This is a genomic window from Streptomyces sp. NPDC044033, from assembly GCF_056434425.1.
Genome location: NZ_JBWKFF010000006.1, coordinates 298,404 through 312,685 on the forward strand (window position 1 = coordinate 298,404; position 14,282 = coordinate 312,685).

The 14,282-nt window shown below is 72.4% G+C and carries 16 protein-coding genes; 11 read left to right on the plus strand and 5 right to left on the minus strand.

The annotated features are described in order from the left end of the window. Positions 1 to 146 precede the first annotated feature (146 nt). Together AC07AB_RS14305 and AC07AB_RS14310 are read left to right on the plus strand one after the other, a co-directional pair. Positions 147 to 425 carry a hypothetical protein gene (locus AC07AB_RS14305; RefSeq protein ID WP_478565318.1) on the plus strand — a complete coding sequence of 93 codons (279 nt, stop codon included), beginning with the start codon at positions 147 to 149 and terminating at the stop codon, positions 423 to 425. A 24-nt stretch (positions 426 to 449) separates the two neighbouring features. Next, a complete protein-coding gene (locus tag AC07AB_RS14310) occupies positions 450 to 704 on the plus strand; it encodes an antitoxin (RefSeq protein ID WP_478565321.1) in 255 nt (84 codons plus the stop codon). Positions 705 to 791: 87 nt separating this feature from the next. Here the strand turns inward: AC07AB_RS14310 and AC07AB_RS14315 are convergent, their stop codons facing one another. The 3 genes from AC07AB_RS14315 to miaB all read right to left on the minus strand — a co-directional run bounded on the left by AC07AB_RS14315 (position 792) and on the right by miaB (position 3,682). After that, a complete protein-coding gene (locus AC07AB_RS14315; RefSeq protein WP_478565324.1) occupies positions 792 to 1,502 on the minus strand; it encodes a class III extradiol dioxygenase subunit B-like domain-containing protein in 711 nt (236 codons plus the stop codon). Between the two features lie 79 nt (positions 1,503 to 1,581). Further along, on the minus strand, positions 1,582 to 2,028 hold the full coding sequence (locus AC07AB_RS14320) for a hypothetical protein (protein WP_478565327.1): 447 nt from the start codon (positions 2,026 to 2,028) through the stop codon (positions 1,582 to 1,584). 97 nt (positions 2,029 to 2,125) lie between these two features. Next, positions 2,126 to 3,682 carry a tRNA (N6-isopentenyl adenosine(37)-C2)-methylthiotransferase MiaB gene (gene miaB, locus AC07AB_RS14325; protein ID WP_478565330.1) on the minus strand — a complete coding sequence of 519 codons (1,557 nt, stop codon included), beginning with the start codon at positions 3,680 to 3,682 and terminating at the stop codon, positions 2,126 to 2,128. 155 nt (positions 3,683 to 3,837) lie between these two features. Between miaB and AC07AB_RS14330 the strand changes: the two genes are divergently transcribed. Next, the gene (locus tag AC07AB_RS14330; RefSeq protein ID WP_478565333.1) at positions 3,838 to 4,836 is read left to right on the plus strand and encodes a TAXI family TRAP transporter solute-binding subunit; all 999 of its coding nucleotides are present in this window, start codon (positions 3,838 to 3,840) and stop codon (positions 4,834 to 4,836) included. Between the two features lie 48 nt (positions 4,837 to 4,884). On the opposite strand, the gene AC07AB_RS14335 is transcribed toward AC07AB_RS14330, so the two are convergent. Together AC07AB_RS14335 and AC07AB_RS14340 are read right to left on the minus strand one after the other, a co-directional pair. Next, a complete protein-coding gene (locus AC07AB_RS14335; protein ID WP_478565336.1) occupies positions 4,885 to 6,291 on the minus strand; it encodes a sensor histidine kinase in 1,407 nt (468 codons plus the stop codon). A 16-nt stretch (positions 6,292 to 6,307) separates the two neighbouring features. After that, the gene (locus AC07AB_RS14340; protein ID WP_478565471.1) at positions 6,308 to 7,015 is read right to left on the minus strand and encodes a response regulator transcription factor; all 708 of its coding nucleotides are present in this window, start codon (positions 7,013 to 7,015) and stop codon (positions 6,308 to 6,310) included. Between the two features lie 269 nt (positions 7,016 to 7,284). On the opposite strand from AC07AB_RS14340, the gene AC07AB_RS14345 reads away from it, so the two are divergent. The 8 genes from AC07AB_RS14345 (at position 7,285) to AC07AB_RS14380 (ending at position 14,077) form a co-directional block, all read left to right on the plus strand. Further along, the gene (locus AC07AB_RS14345; RefSeq protein WP_478565339.1) at positions 7,285 to 8,070 is read left to right on the plus strand and encodes an amino acid ABC transporter ATP-binding protein; all 786 of its coding nucleotides are present in this window, start codon (positions 7,285 to 7,287) and stop codon (positions 8,068 to 8,070) included. A gap of 236 nt (positions 8,071 to 8,306) precedes the next feature. Further along, positions 8,307 to 9,227: a glutamate ABC transporter substrate-binding protein gene (locus AC07AB_RS14350; protein WP_478565342.1), complete on the plus strand. Its 921-nt coding sequence runs from the start codon at positions 8,307 to 8,309 to the stop codon at positions 9,225 to 9,227. Positions 9,228 to 9,340: 113 nt separating this feature from the next. Further along, on the plus strand, positions 9,341 to 9,991 hold the full coding sequence (locus AC07AB_RS14355; RefSeq protein WP_478565345.1) for an amino acid ABC transporter permease: 651 nt from the start codon (positions 9,341 to 9,343) through the stop codon (positions 9,989 to 9,991). After that, positions 9,988 to 10,902: an amino acid ABC transporter permease gene (locus tag AC07AB_RS14360; RefSeq protein ID WP_478565347.1), complete on the plus strand. Its 915-nt coding sequence runs from the start codon at positions 9,988 to 9,990 to the stop codon at positions 10,900 to 10,902. Before AC07AB_RS14355 ends, AC07AB_RS14360 begins: the two co-directional genes overlap by 4 nt. 237 nt (positions 10,903 to 11,139) lie before the next feature. Further along, a complete protein-coding gene (locus tag AC07AB_RS14365; protein ID WP_478565350.1) occupies positions 11,140 to 12,840 on the plus strand; it encodes an FAD-dependent monooxygenase in 1,701 nt (566 codons plus the stop codon). Positions 12,841 to 12,872: 32 nt separating this feature from the next. After that, a complete protein-coding gene (locus tag AC07AB_RS14370; protein WP_324606970.1) occupies positions 12,873 to 12,959 on the plus strand; it encodes a putative leader peptide in 87 nt (28 codons plus the stop codon). 64 nt (positions 12,960 to 13,023) lie between these two features. Next, the gene (locus tag AC07AB_RS14375) at positions 13,024 to 13,641 is read left to right on the plus strand and encodes a cupin domain-containing protein (protein ID WP_478565353.1); all 618 of its coding nucleotides are present in this window, start codon (positions 13,024 to 13,026) and stop codon (positions 13,639 to 13,641) included. Between the two features lie 46 nt (positions 13,642 to 13,687). Next, complete coding sequence (locus AC07AB_RS14380) at positions 13,688 to 14,077, plus strand: rhodanese-like domain-containing protein (protein WP_478565356.1); 390 nt, start codon at positions 13,688 to 13,690, stop codon at positions 14,075 to 14,077. The last annotated feature ends 205 nt before the right edge of the window (positions 14,078 to 14,282 follow it).

Below are 14,282 nucleotides of genomic sequence, written 5' to 3' on the forward strand. Positions count from 1 at the left end.
GAGCGACGTGACGCGGTGCTGTCGGGTTCGTTGCCTGTTGCGAGGTTCCGACAGCCGGTTTACGGGCCGGTGCCCCGGTGGCGTCGTAAGGGGACGCCCAGGGCCACGCGGGATTTCGCCCACACGAGTAAGGTTATGGAGCAGATATGGGCGTGTTTGCAAGGTTTCGCCGGAAGTCGGCCGAGGCGTCAACCGAGGAGGCGGCCACCGCCACTCTGACGGCGGAGCCGGCCGAGGCCGCGGTCACGGCGGCGGACGCGGTCACGGCAGCCGACGAGGCCGCGGAGGCGAGCGCCGACAGCGGCACGGAGCGGCCCGAGGAGTCGGGCGGCGCCAAGGCCCCGGCCGAGGCGGTGGAGATTCCGAAGCAGCAGTCCGCGCAGGCGGCGGCCGACAGCGAGGCCGGTGAGAGCGCCCGTAGTTAAGTCCTCCGAGAGGGAAGGTGGCCCATGGGCCTGCTAGACAATCTGAAATCCAAGCTCGGACCGGTGAAGGACAAGGCCGGCGACCTCGCGCAGCAGCACGGGGGCAAGATCGAGCAGGGTCTGGCGAAGGCGGCCCAGACGGTCGACTCCAAGACCAAGGGCAAGTACAGCAGCCAGATCGAGACCGGCACGGGCAAGGCCAAGGAAGCCCTCGACCGCCTCGCCCGGAAGGACGAGAACGACGGGAAGGGCTCCGGAGGCGGCTCGGCACCTTCCTGATCCCTCCGCGACGCGGACGCGGGGCGGAGACTCCGCGCCCGCGTCGCCGGGGCGCGCCGCGCCTCGGCGCTTCCCGCGCCGCCGGTGTTACGACCAGGCCGCGACGTAGTACCCCACCCCGTACGGCGCCTCGTCGTAGAGCAGCGCTCCGCCGAGCCCCGCGCCCGTACCCGCGCCGGCGAGGACCTGCCAGGGGGCGCGGCCGGAGACCTTCAGCTCACAGGCCAGCTCCTCGTCCAGCGCGGCCAGCGCCTCGACGTCCGCCGCGCCCAGGGCCCGCGCGGCGGCGGCGTCGAAGCCCGGTGCGCGCTCGTCGAGATAGCCGGGGGCCTTCAGGGTGCGGCAGGCGCTGCCGTCGCCCATCACGAGGAGGGCGACCCGCTCGGCCGAGGCGGCCGTCTCCCGGCCCACCTCCCGGCAGCGGTCGCCCGCCAGCGGTTCGCCGACGCCCAGCCCCTCCACCGGCGCGGCGGCCCAGCCCGTACGCTCCAGCAGCCAGGCGCCGACGGCGAGCGAGGGCGGCAGCTCCCGCTCCCCCGCGGCCTCGCCCGGCCCGAGCCGTACGTCGAGGTCCACGCCGAAACCGCGGAACGAACCCACCGCGCCCTGAGGGTGCGGACCGCGCCCCGCCTGTTCGGCGGGGCCGATGACGACGAGCCGTTCGGGGCGGGCGGCGGCGAGCACGGCGATGGCGTCCACACACGCGGCCCGCAGCTCCGCCAGCTCGGGCGCGGCCCCGGCGGCGACTTCCGGGACGAGCAGCGGCGGGCAGGGGCAGACGGCGGCGGCTACGAGCATGGGCGCACCTTAACAAGGCGGTGGCTCCATGCGGCCGCGTGCGGCGAGGACGCCCGCGGCACAGCCGTACGCGGCCGTGTCAGGGCAGGTCGTCGCGGCCCAGCCAGGACGGTTTGACCGGTATGCCGTCCGCGTACCGGTCGGTGTCCGGAGCCTGGCCGTCCGGCTGTTCGGCGGCCTGCTCCCGCTCCTCCGCCCGCTCCCGCTCCCGCTCCCGCTCCCGCTCCCGCTCCCGCTCCCGGGGGTCAGGTTCCGGCGGGGCCGGGGGCGGCGGGGCGTCGCTGTCGTAGACCATCTCCGCCACGGTGAACCGGCTGTAGAAGTCCCGCCAGGAGGTGTCCACGACCATCAGGAGGCCGTCGCCGTCCCGGAACAGCCGGGTGCGCCGTGTCCGTGCGTTGCGCGGACGCGTGGGCAGGTGGTGCCGTACGTGCGCCTCCGGCGCCGCCATGGCCTCCACGCGGGTGCCCTCCACGCTGCCCATCACTCCGGCCACCCAGCGCGCACGCTCGCGACGGCCGTCCATCGTCTCCACGATCAGGCGCAGATGGCCATCGCCGCTCCCCCGCTCGCGCTGTCCGTCGCCCGCTGCCGTCCGTACGGGCGGGCCGCCCCCTGCCCGCTCAGCCGCAGCCCGGCACGGCCGGCGCCGGGCTCGGCGCGGGCGCTCCGATGCCCGGCAGGCCCAGCATGACGCCCTTGGGCGGCTCGGCCGGGGCGCCCTGCCGCCGCTGCCAGGCGTCGCCCGCGCGGGTGCGGCGGACGGCCTTGGCGGGGCCTTCGGCGAGCAGGTGGTGCGGGGCGGCGTAGGTGATCTCGACGGTCACCGTGTCGCCGGGGCGCACCGCTTCCTCGGGCGCGGTGCCCTCGGCGTCGCCCGCCGCCCGCCGGCTGGGGTTGAAGTGCACCAGGCGGTTGTCGGGAGCGCGTCCGGACAGCCGCTTCGTGGCACCGTCCTTGCGGCCCTCGCCCTCGGCGACCATGACCTCCAGGGTGCGGCCGACCTGCTTCTTGTTCTCCGCCCAGGAGATCTCCTCCTGGAGGGCGACCAGGCGCTCGTACCGCTCCTGCACGACGGCCTTGGGGACCTGCCCGTCCATCTCGGCGGCGGGGGTTCCGGGGCGCTTCGAGTACTGGAAGGTGAACGCCTGCGCGAAGCGCGCCTCGCGCACCGCGTGCATCGTCTGCTCGAAGTCCTCCTCGGTCTCGCCGGGGAAGCCCACGATGATGTCGGTGGAGAGGGCGGCGTCCGGCATGGCGGCGCGCACCTTCTCGATGATGCCGAGGAAGCGGTCCTGCCGGTACGAGCGGCGCATCGCCTTGAGCACGGTGTCCGAGCCGGACTGGAGCGGCATGTGCAGCTGCGGCATCACGTTCGGCGTCTCGGCCATGGCGGCGATGACGTCGTCGGTGAAGTCGCGCGGGTGCGGCGAGGTGAAGCGGACCCGGTCCAGCCCCTCGATGGTGCCGCAGGCGCGCAGCAGCTTGGAGAACGCCTCCCGGTCGCCGATGTCGGAGCCGTACGCGTTGACGTTCTGGCCGAGCAGGGTGATCTCGCTGACGCCCTCGGCGACCAGCGCCTCCACCTCGGCGAGGATGTCGCCGGGACGGCGGTCCTTCTCCTTGCCGCGCAGCGCCGGGACGATGCAGAAGGTGCAGGTGTTGTTGCAGCCGACGGAGATCGACACCCAGGCCGCGTACGCGCTCTCGCGCCGCGTCGGCAGCGTGGAGGGGAACGCCTCCAGCGACTCGGCGATCTCGACCTGCGCCTCTTCCTGGACGCGGGCGCGCTCCAGCAGCACCGGCAGCTTGCCGATGTTGTGCGTCCCGAAGACGACGTCGACCCAGGGGGCCCGCTCGACGATGGTGTCGCGGTCCTTCTGCGCGAGGCACCCGCCGACGGCGATCTGCATGCCGGGCCGCTTCGTCTTCATGGGGGCGAGCCGGCCGAGGTTGCCGTACAGCTTGTTGTCGGCGTTCTCCCGCACCGCGCAGGTGTTGAAGACGACGACGTCGGCGTCGCCCTCGGCGGTCCCCTCGGGCGCGCGGACATAGCCCGCGCCCTCCAGCAGGCCGGACAGTCGCTCCGAGTCGTGGACGTTCATCTGGCACCCGTAGGTGCGCACCTCGTACGTTTTCAAGCCGCCCACTGCTCCGCCACCCACTTCGTCACCGCTCACCCGTCCAGGGTAAGGGCCCCCGGGCCGGCCGTCGGACCGGCGGTACGACTACGGAGGGTGAAAGCCCTGTACGCGCTGGACCTGCGCACTCGTTACCTGATCGATGCTCTCCACGCCCCTCCCCAGGGAGGGGGGTGACTGGCAGTATCCCGCCCATGGTCACCGCACTTCCCCGCCTGGGCAGGCGTCGCGCCCTGATGGGCGCCGCCGTGATCGCCGCTGTGCTCGCGCTGCTGGGGTGGTGGCTGCTGCCGTCCGACGGTGCGCCGGTGGTCAAGGGGCAGGTGGCGCTGGCCACGGGGGTGCCGTCGGGGGTGTACTCGCGGTACGGGGACCTGCTCAAGGACGATCTGGGGCGGGACTCGCCCGCGCTGGATGTGCGGCTCACGCGCAGTCAGGGCTCGGTCGACAATCTGGGCAAGCTCACGGCGGGGCAGGCGAACTTCACGTTCGCAACGGCCGACGCGGTCTCCGCGTACCTGGACGAGCACGGCCGGGACGCGGACCGGCTGCGCGCGTGCGCGCGGCTCTACGACGACTACATGCAGCTGGTCGTCCCGAAGGGCTCGGCGGTGGGCTCCGCGCGGGACCTGCGGAAGCTGCGCATCGGGGTCGGCGAGGACGGCTCCGGCGTGCAGCTGATCACGCGGCGGCTGCTGGAGGCGGCGGGGCTGGACTTCGAGCGGGACATCACGCCCGTACGGGTCGGAATCGACAAGATGCCGAAGCTGCTGGAGGAGGGGAAGCTCGACGCGTTCTTCTGGTCCGGGGGGCTGCCGACGGCGGCGGTCCAGAATCTGGCGCTGCGCCACCCGATCCGGCTCGTGCAGCTCGGCGACCTGATCGGTCCGCTGCACCGGCTCGGCGCGAAGGCGCGCTACTACCGGGCGGCGGTCATGCCCGTCGACGCCTATCCCGAGCTGCACGCGGAGCACGCGGTGAAGACGATCGCGGTCGCGAACCTCCTGGTCACCACGGACCGCACGGACGCGGCGCTCGCCGAGAGCGTGACACGGACAGTGATCAAGAGCCGGGACCGGATCGGCGTGGAGGTGCACGCCGCGCAGAAGGTCGACCTGCGCACCGCCGTCTTCACCGACCCGCTGCCGCTGCACGAGGGGGCGCGGCGGTACTACCTCTCGGTCAAGCCCTGACGCGGGGACGCGGACAGGAGCGGCGGCAAGGCGACAAGGGGCGCGGGCTCATTCGTCGCCGTGGCGTGGCACCGTGATCGTCACCCGCAAACCGTTCGGCTCGTTCGGCTCGTACGCGATGGTGGCGCCGCCCGCGGCGAGCAGGACCCGGGATATGGACAGGCCCAGCCCCGAGCCGGAGATGTTCTGATGCCGGCTGCTGCGCCAGAAGCGGTCGCCGACGCGGCCGAGCTCATCGTCGGTGAGGCCGGGGCCGCCGTCGGCGACGACGAGGGTGACGCTGCCGCCGTCCGCCTGGACGCCGACACGGACCCGTTCGCCCTCGGGCGTGAACTTCAGGGCGTTGTCCAGAACGGCGTCGAGGGCGCTGGAGAGGGCGATCGGATCGGCCCAGCCGGTCGCCGCCGCGGCCCCTCGGTAGGCGAGGTCGACGCCTTCCCGGGCGGCGAGCTGGGACCAGGCGCCGACGCGGCCGGACGCGAGTTCCGCGACGTCCGTCAGCTGGAGGTTGGCGGGGGCGTGTTCGGCCAGTGCCAGGCCGAGGAGGTCGTCGAGGACCTGGGCGAGCCGTTTGCCTTCGCTCTTGACGGAGGCGATCTCCTCGTTGCCGTCGGGGAGTTCGAGGCCGAGGAGTTCGATGCGCAGCATCAGCGCGGCGAGCGGGTTGCGGAGCTGGTGCGAGGCGTCGGCGACGAAGGCGCGCTGCTGTTCCAGGACGTTCTCGACGTTGTCGGCCATCTCGTTGAACGACCTGGCCAGACGGCGCAGTTCCGGTGGGCCGCCGCCGGGCGCGACGCGGGATTTCATCCGGCCGGTGGCGATGCCGTGCGCGGCCGCGTCGAGGGTCCGTACGGGCCGCAGCACCCAGCTGGTGAGCCGGAACGCGGCCCCGACGGCGAGCAGCATCGCCGCCAGTTCGCCCGCGATGAGCAGCAGCCAGCCGTGCAGGATCCGGGAGCGCAGCTGCCCGGTGGGCGAGTCGGTGACGACGACCGCGATGACATCGCCGTCCCGGACGACGGGTGAGGCGACGGCGAGGCGGGCGTGCTGCCGCCAGGGCCAGACCTGGCTGGGGTCGTGGCTGCGGCGGCCGGCGAGCGCTTCTTGGAACGCCTGCTCGCCCTCGGACTCCGACGGTACGGCCCACCCCGCCGGCGCTGCGGCCATGGCCGTACCGTCGCGGTAGAAGACACCGGCATGAATGCCGTACACGCTCTCGTACCGGGCGAGTTCGTCCGTGAGCGTGGTGAGCCGCTCGTCCTCCTCCTCGCCGCCCTGCGCCGGCCGGGTGGTGACGTACTGGGCCAGGGAGGCGAAGCGCGCGGTGTCGTCGATGCGGTCGACGACGACGCGCTGCTGCTCGGCGGCGGCCTGACTGCCGGCGAGCGGCAGCCCGAGGGCGATCAGGACCCCGGCCATCAGGACGATGAGCAGGGGGAGGAGTCGGGTGCGCACAGGCTCGTCGCGGCCGTCAGCCGACCGGATCGACGATCTTGTAACCGACGCCGCGGACCGTCTCGATCAGCGCGGGCATCCGCAGCTTGGAGCGGAGGGAGGCGATGTGCACCTCCAGGGTGCGCCCGGTCCCCTCCCAGCTGGTGCGCCAGACCTCGCTGATGATCTGTTCGCGGCGGAAGACGACGCCGGGGCGCTGGGCGAGCAGCGCGAGCAGGTCGAATTCCTTGCGGGTCAGGGATACGGGCGCGCCGTCCACTCTGACCAGGCGGTTGGGCAGTTCGATGGTGACTGACCCGATGCGCAGCGCGCGTCTGGCGTCGTCGCGGGGGCCCGGCCGGCTCGCGCCGCCGGCGGGCGGGGTGCGGCGGCCGACCGCGTGGATGCGGGCGAGCAGTTCGCCGGTGTCGTACGGCTTGACCACGTAGTCGTCGGCCCCGAGGTTCAGTCCGTGGATCTTGGACCTGGTGTCGGCGCGCGCGGTCACCATGATGACGGGGGTGCTGGTGCGTTTGCGGATCTTGCCGCACACCTCGAAGCCGTCCTGGTCCGGCAGGCCGAGGTCGAGGAGCACGCAGCCGAAGGGCGCGCCCGCGCCGGGCAGCAGCGCCGCCAGCGCCTCCTCGCCGCTGCGGGCGTGCACGCACTCGAAGCCGTGCCGGGCGAGCACCGCGGCGAGCGCCGCGGCGACACGCTCGTCGTCCTCCACGAGCAGCAGTCGCATCGCTCCGGTCCCCTCTTCGTTCATCGCGCGCCGACGGCTCCGCGATGCGCCGACACCGAATCCACGCTGATGGAAGCGGTGCTCGTCAAGAGGTTCCGTTGCCCACGCGGCCTTCTGTTATGCAGCCGGTACGCCAGTGCGCCGCCTTGCGACGGAGTGTCGCTTTGCAGCCGGATCGTTATGCTCAATTCCAGCTCAGATGTAATGACGCTGCGCGACGCCCCTCATTACTGTCCTTTCAACCACGGAGGACGGAGCGAGGAACGCCGATGAGCGAAGTACCGGTGACCAAGGGCACCAAAGACACGGCACCCGCGGCGGACGTCCTGGTCGCGCTGGAGAACGTCAACAAGCACTTCGGCGCACTGCACGTACTCCAGGACATCGATCTGACCATCGAGCGCGGCGAGGTCGTCGTGGTCATCGGGCCGTCCGGATCCGGCAAGTCGACCCTGTGCCGGGCGATCAACCGGCTGGAGACGATCGACTCCGGTGCGATCAGCATCGACGGCAAGCCGCTGCCGCAGGAGGGCAAGGAGCTGGCCCGGCTGCGCGCGGACGTGGGCATGGTCTTCCAGTCCTTCAATCTCTTCGCCCACAAGACCGTGCTGGAGAACGTGACGCTCGGTCAGACGAAGGTCCGCAAGGTGGAGAAGAAGGCCGCCGAGGACAAGGCCCGCGCTCTGCTCGACCGGGTCGGTGTGGGGGCCCAGGCGGAGAAGTACCCGGCCCAGCTCTCCGGCGGCCAGCAGCAGCGCGTGGCGATCGCCCGGGCGCTGGCCATGGACCCGAAGGTGATGCTCTTCGACGAGCCGACCTCGGCGCTCGACCCGGAGATGATCAATGAGGTGCTGGAGGTCATGCAGCAGCTCGCCCGGGACGGCATGACGATGATCGTGGTCACTCACGAGATGGGGTTCGCGCGCTCCGCGGCGAATCGTGTGGTCTTCATGGCGGACGGGCGCATCGTCGAAGAGGCGCAGCCGGACCAGTTCTTCAGCAACCCGCGCAGCGACCGGGCGAAAGACTTCCTGTCGAAGATCCTGCACCACTGACCGGGCGCTGACGTGTCCCGGCCGCGCGCCGGGGGCACGCCGCTCGCGCGCCGGTCACGCACTGATCGCGCCCCGCTCGCGCGCCGGGTCCGCACCGGTCCGTACGCACCTCGCGCACCGCCCACGCATCGAAGGCCGATCGCTCGCCGATCGCCTCGGCCGCCCGTCGGCCGGCCGCCCGATCACCCGCTGATCGCGCCCGACGCCAACCTCTTCCGACGCAAAGGATGTTCACCATGAAGCTCAGCAGGACCGCATCCGTGGCCGCCGCGGTAGTCGCGCTCGCGCTGTCCGCGACCGCCTGCGGCAAGTCGGGCAGCCCCAACGACGACTCCGACAAGGCCGGCGGCGGCAAGTCGGCCTCGGCGCTGCCGCCCTACAAGGTGAACACCGCCGCGGACGTGAAGGGTTCGTCGGTCTTCTCGAAGATCAAGGGCAAGAAGATCACCATCGGCACCAAGGCCGACCAGCCCGGCCTCGGCTTCGAGAATCCCACCACCAAGAAGCGGACCGGCTTCGACGTCGAGATCGCCCGCATGATCGCCGCGGACCTCGGCTTCGACGAGGACCACATCGCCTGGAAGACGGTGCCCTCGGAGGCCCGCGAGACCCAGATCGCCAGTGGCGGCGTGGACCTGTACGTCGGCACGTACACGATCAACGACGAGCGCAAGAAGCAGATCGACTTCGGTGGCCCGTACTACATCGCCGGCCAGGACCTGCTGGTGAAGGCCGACAGCAAGATCGCCGGCCCGGAGGACCTCAAGGGCAAGAAGGTCTGCTCGGCGACCGGCTCCACCCCGCTCCAGCGGATCAAGGAAGCGAAGTACGGCGCCGCCGAGGTCAAGTCGCAGCAGACCTACCAGGTCTGCGTGCAGGACCTCGTCAACGGCTCGGTGGACGCCGTCACGACCGACGACTCGATCCTCAAGGGGTACGCCGCGCAGAACAAGGGCGCGCTGAAGGTCGTCGGCAAGACGTTCTCCAAGGAGCCCTACGGCGTCGGCCTCAAGAAGGGCGACAAGGCGCTGCGCGACGCGGTCAACAACGCGATCGAGGCACACGAGAAGAACGGCGACTGGAAGAAGGCGTACGACGCGACGCTCGGTCTCTCCGGTGCCGCCGCCCCGGCCGTCCCCTCGGTCGACCGTTACTGACCCGCCCAGCGGCGGCGGCTGACGCCTGATCGTTCCGCGGACGCGGCGCCGGTCCCCCGAGGACCGGACGCCACGACCGCGGGCGTCCGCCGCGCGATCCCCGGAGAGTTGACTTGAACGTTTTGGTGGACAACTTCGCGATGTTTCGCGAAGGGTTCTTCGGAACCGTCGAGCTGACGGTGCTCAGCTCACTGCTCGCACTGGTGCTGGGCACCCTCATAGCCGCGTTCCGCGTCTCTCCGGTGCCCGCCCTGCGCATATTCGGCACGACCTGGGTGACGCTGCTGCGCAACACCCCGCTGGTGCTCCTCTTCCTGGTCGTCACCCTGGGCCTGCCCGCACTGGGCCTCAAAGGGTGGGACTCCTTCTGGCTCGCCGTGATGGCGCTGGGGTGCTACACCTCCGCGTTCATCTGCGAGGCGCTCCGCTCCGGCATCAACACGGTGCCGGTGGGGCAGGCCGAGGCCGCCCGGTCGATCGGGATGACCTTCGGCCAGACGCTCGGCCAGATCGTGCTGCCGCAGGCGGGGCGCACGGCGCTGCCGCCGATCGGCAGCCTGCTGATCGCCCTCACCAAGAACTCGGCGATCGCCTCCGGCTTCAACGTCTCCGAGCTGGGCTCGGTGCAGCAGACGCTGAACGCGGCCGCCGGCTACAACATCTATGTGATCTTCGTGTGGATCGCGATCAGCTACATGATCATCACTTTCGCGCTCAGCGGCCTCTTCCGGCTGCTGGAGAACCGGCTGGCGGTGGCCCGATGAGTTCCAGCGTTCTCTACGACGTTCCGGGGCCGAAGTCCCGGGTACGCAACCGGCTCTACGGCCTGGTCTCCTCGGTCGCGATCCTCGGGCTGATCGCCCTGGTCATCTACAAGTTCAACGACACCGGGCAGTTCCAGACCGGGCTGTGGGAGGCGTACGAGTACACCGACACCCAGCAGCGCATCGTCGACGGCCTGCTGACCACGCTCAAGACCTTCGCGATCGCCGCGGCGCTCTCGGTGGCGCTCGGCGCGGTGCTGGCGACCGGACGGCTCTCCGACCACAAGCCGGTCCGGTGGGCGGCGACGGTGGTCGTGGAGTTCTTCCGCGCGATGCCGCTGCTCATCATGATCTTCCTGCTGTTCGCGGCGGTCTTCACCACCGAGCCGATGTGGGCGCTGATCATCGGCCTGACGCTCTACAACGGCTCGGTGCAGGCGGAGATCTTCCGGTCCGGAATCAACGCCGTGCCCAAGGGCCAGAGCGAGGCCGCGTACGCCATCGGGCTGCGCAAGACCCAGGTGATGACCACCGTCCTGGTCCCCCAGGCGGTCCGCTCGATGCTGCCGTCGATCATCAGCCAGCTCGTGGTGACCCTCAAGGACACCTCGCTCGGCTTCGTGATCCTCTACGAAGAGCTGCTCTTCGTCGGCAAGTCGTTCGCCCAGCAGACCCCGCCGGTGAACGGCGTGTACGCCTTCATTCCGATGGTGATCGTCTTCGGTTCCCTCTACATCCTGCTCTGCCTCGCCCTGTCGTCGCTCGCCACCTGGGTCGAGCGGCGCAGCCGGCGCAGCCGCAAGGGCAGCCCGCCCGCGCTCAAGGCCACCGCCGCGACCGTCATGGTCGACCCCGGTCACAGCGCCGCGCCCGGGCAGGACGACGCGGGAACGGGCCCCAAGGCTCCTTGACGCGCCTCCTGGTGACGCCCCGTCGACTGCCGTGCGCGGCCGACGGGGCGCACTCGTTCCGGTGCGCCGCCGAGTAGGCTGGTGTCACTTGACGCAAGCACGCGCAGTGGGTTGCATACGTTCTGTGATCGCGCCCCCGGCTTCAACTGCCAGCCCCCGCACGGCCCGTACGCCCCATCCGGGCCGCACACCCAGCGGCGCCGCTTGCGCGCTCCGCGGCGCCGAGGGGGCTGTTCAGTGGACCCGGTGATCGTCGTCGGGGCCGGGCCGGTCGGCCTCACCCTCGCCCTCGGGCTCGCGCGCCACGAGGTGCCGGTCATCGTCCTCGACGAGGGCACGGGGGACGAAGAGCGGCGCGCGGCCCGTACGGTCCTGCTGCGGCCGGACACCGTCGCCCTGCTGGCCCGGCTGGGGTGCCCGCTGGACGGCGGGGCGCGCTGGAGCGGATGGCGCACGCTGCGCCGCCGGAGCGTGGTGTACCGGCTGGCCTTCGGCGACGAGGACGAGGAGACCGTCGCGGGCGGCCCGGCCGGTGAGAGCCTCGGTTCGCGGCTCCACGGGGCCGGGGCGGACGCCGACGACGAGGCGGAGGCGGAGCCCGCCGGCCTCTCGCCGCTGCACATCCCGCAGCACGTACTGACGCGGTCCCTGCGTGTGGCCCTCGCCGGCGAACCGCTGGTCCGGCTCGTCCAGGGCAGCCGCGTCGACAGCCTGGAACAGGACGCCGACGGCATCACCGTACGCACCCGAGGCGACAACGGCACCTGGTGGCGCGGGAGTTACCTCGTCGGGTGCGACGGCGCCCGCTCCAACGTCCGCAAGCTGCTGGGGGTGCGCTTCCCAGGACGTACGGCCGTGGAGCGGCACGCGGTGGCGGCACTCCGCTGCGAACTGCCCTGGCCCGGCGAGGGCGTGCTGCACCGTTCGCCGCCGCACGGCGGCGAGGTCACGGCCCGGCCGCTGCCGGCCGGGGTGTGGCGGCTGGACTGGCTGCTGCCGCCGGGCCGCGACCTGGTCACCCCGGACGCCCTGATCTCCCGGGTGCGGGACTCACTGACGGGGTGGTGCGGGGACGTACCACCGTACGAGCTTCTGGACACCGGCGTGCACGCCGTGCACCACCGGCTCGCGAGGCGCTGGCGGACCGGCCGCGCCTTCCTCGCGGGCGACGCCGCGCACCTGCTCGGGGCGCTCGGGACGCAGGGGGTGGAGGAGGGGCTGCGGGACGTCGACAACCTCTCCTGGAAGCTGGGGGTGGCACAGCACCACGGGGCGTCGGATGTGCTGCTCGACAGCTACCAGGCGGAGCGGCGGACCGCCGTCGGCCGTCGGCTGCGCGCCGCCGACCAGGCGCTTCCCGGGCTGCGGGGCTCGGGCGGCTGGCGGGTGGTGCGGCGCGCGGTGGTGCCGGGCTCGGGGCGGGGGCGCGACGGGCTGCTCACCGACGGGCATCTGGGGCGGGGCGCGCTGGGGGCGCCGCCGGTGCACACCCGTACGCCCCTGGCGCCCTCCGCCGAGCCGACGGGTTCCGTGACCGTCGGCACGGCCGTCGGCGCGACCGCCGCCGATGTGCCGGTGACCGCGCCGGACGGCTCGGCGGCCTGGCTCGTGGACCGGCTGGGGCGGGACCTGCTGGTGGTGCTCGTCGCTCCCGGCACGGGGGTGTGGGAGCGGCGGCACTGGCTGGGCGCCGGGCTGATGCCGCGGCTGGCGGCCGCGGTCGCCGCGCTGCCGGTACGGGCCGAGCTGCTGGTCGCCGAGGGGTACCCGGGTGCGCCCGCGCACACGGTGCTGGTGGTGCGACCGGACGGGCATCTGGTGGCGGCGCTCTCCGGGGTGCGGCCCGCGGAGCTGTACGCGTGCGCGGACGCGGCGCGCGGCGGCGCCGTCACGGCGCCGGTGTCCGCGCCTGCGAGTGAGGCTACGGCCAACCGTTGACCTGCCCGAACCGCCGTGATTGACTCCGGAACGTGACTGAAAGTGGTGCGCGTTTCTGGCGGAGGGTCCATCTGGACCTGGTCCGCTACGCGGGCTGCGTCTGTCGTCCGTCCTGCTGATCCAGCATGCACTCGCGCGGCCGTGCGGAGCCGCGTATCTTCGCGATCTTTCAGGACGGTTTCTGTGTCACTTCCTGTTGTCCGTATTCCCGCGCCCGATACCGCGGCGGACCCCACTCCCTCTGACGCGCCGACCGCGCCGCCGGGTGGGGCGCCCGTACCGCCGTCGTCTGCCGCGGCGGCGGGGGCGGCGCCCACCGCCGCCGAACTCCTCGGCTACGCACGGCGGATCGCCGGGGACGCCGCGCTGGTGGCCTCGCTCCCCCTGGATCCCGAAGGCCGCACCTGGATGCGGCTGGAGGGGCCGGGCGGCAGCGAGGCGTGGCTGATCGGCTGGCCGCCGGGGACCGGCACCGGCTGGCACGACCACGGCGGCTCGCACGGCGCGTTCGCCGCGGCGGCCGGTGAGCTGACCGAGCAGTCCCTGGCGGCCCAACTGCCCACCGAGGGCTGGAAGACGCTGGAACTGGCGGACGGCGTCGACCGCCGCCGGCAGCTCTCGGACGGCCGCGGCCGGGCCTTCGGGCCGCACCATGTGCACCAGGTGTTCAACGCGTCCGAGGACCGGCACGCGGTGTCGGTGCACGCGTACTACCCGCCGCTGCCGCTCATGCGGCGCTACAGCCGGACCGGCCCGCTGCTGCGGCTCGAACAGGTCGAGCGCGCCGAGGAATGGGCATGACGGGGGGAGCATGGCGGGGGGCATGACGGAGGAGGGAGGAGTGGGCATGACGGTCGAGGAACTGCTGGCCGAGGCGCGGGCCTCACTGAACCGGCTCGGCCCGCACGAGGCCGCGGCCGTCCAGGACGGCGGCGGGCTGCTGGTCGACATCCGCTACGCGGCGCTGCGCGACCGGGACGGCGTCATCCCCGGCGCCCTGATCGTGGAGCGCAACGAGCTGGAATGGCGCCTCGACCCGGCGTGCGACCACCGCGCGGCAGAGGCGAGCGGCCATGACCTGCGGGCGGTCGTGATCTGCAACGAGGGCTACGCGTCGAGCCTGGCGGCCGTCAGCCTGCGGCAGTTGGGCCTTCGGCACGCGACGGACCTGGCGGGCGGCTTCCAGGCTTGGCGGGAGGCCGGGCTGCCGGTGGAGAAGCGGGGCGGGGAGCGGTAGTCCCGGGTCGGGCCAGGCCGGCGGCACGGGCATGCCGGGGCAGGCTGGTGGCGAGAGGGAAGCTGGCGGCACCGGAATACCGGGCCGGGCAGGCCGGTGGTACGGGCGGCGCGCGGGAGCGGACTGGTGGCGCCGATACGCCGGGGCGGACTGGTGGCCGGGCATGCCGAAGCGGACCGGTGGCTCTGGCGGCGCGCAGGGGTGA